General features: G+C 59.2%; 1 pseudogene. It reads right to left on the reverse strand.

Annotation, left to right across the window (positions count from 1 at the left end):
• Window positions 1–299, reverse strand: a pseudogene (locus E0D98_RS26375) (mobilization protein); the annotation flags it as partial.

The raw sequence follows: 299 nt of genomic DNA on the forward strand, positions 1-299 counted from the left end.
CCCCGGACGGCAACACCAGAAATTTCCCGTTCCTGCCCTCGTGATACGTCACACCCCATGTTTTTTCCCGGAGTTTCGCCAGCGTCTCTTCCTGGTCCCTGATAGCCAGGATGTTCGCCGCAATACGGCTTTCCTGCCACTGAATCAACCCCCATGACGCCAGAAAAATCCCGACCGTGACGCAAAGCGCCGTCAGCGACGGGTACAGTATCCGCCCTTTGACCAGCTTCCAGAGCAGCTCTTCCTGCCGCCGGGCAAGTTCGTTCTCTGTGGCGCTGAACTGCGCGTTCACGGCACTG

This window comes from Escherichia sp. KCJ4928 (assembly GCF_004352695.1).
Classification (GTDB): domain Bacteria; phylum Pseudomonadota; class Gammaproteobacteria; order Enterobacterales; family Enterobacteriaceae; genus ECMA0423.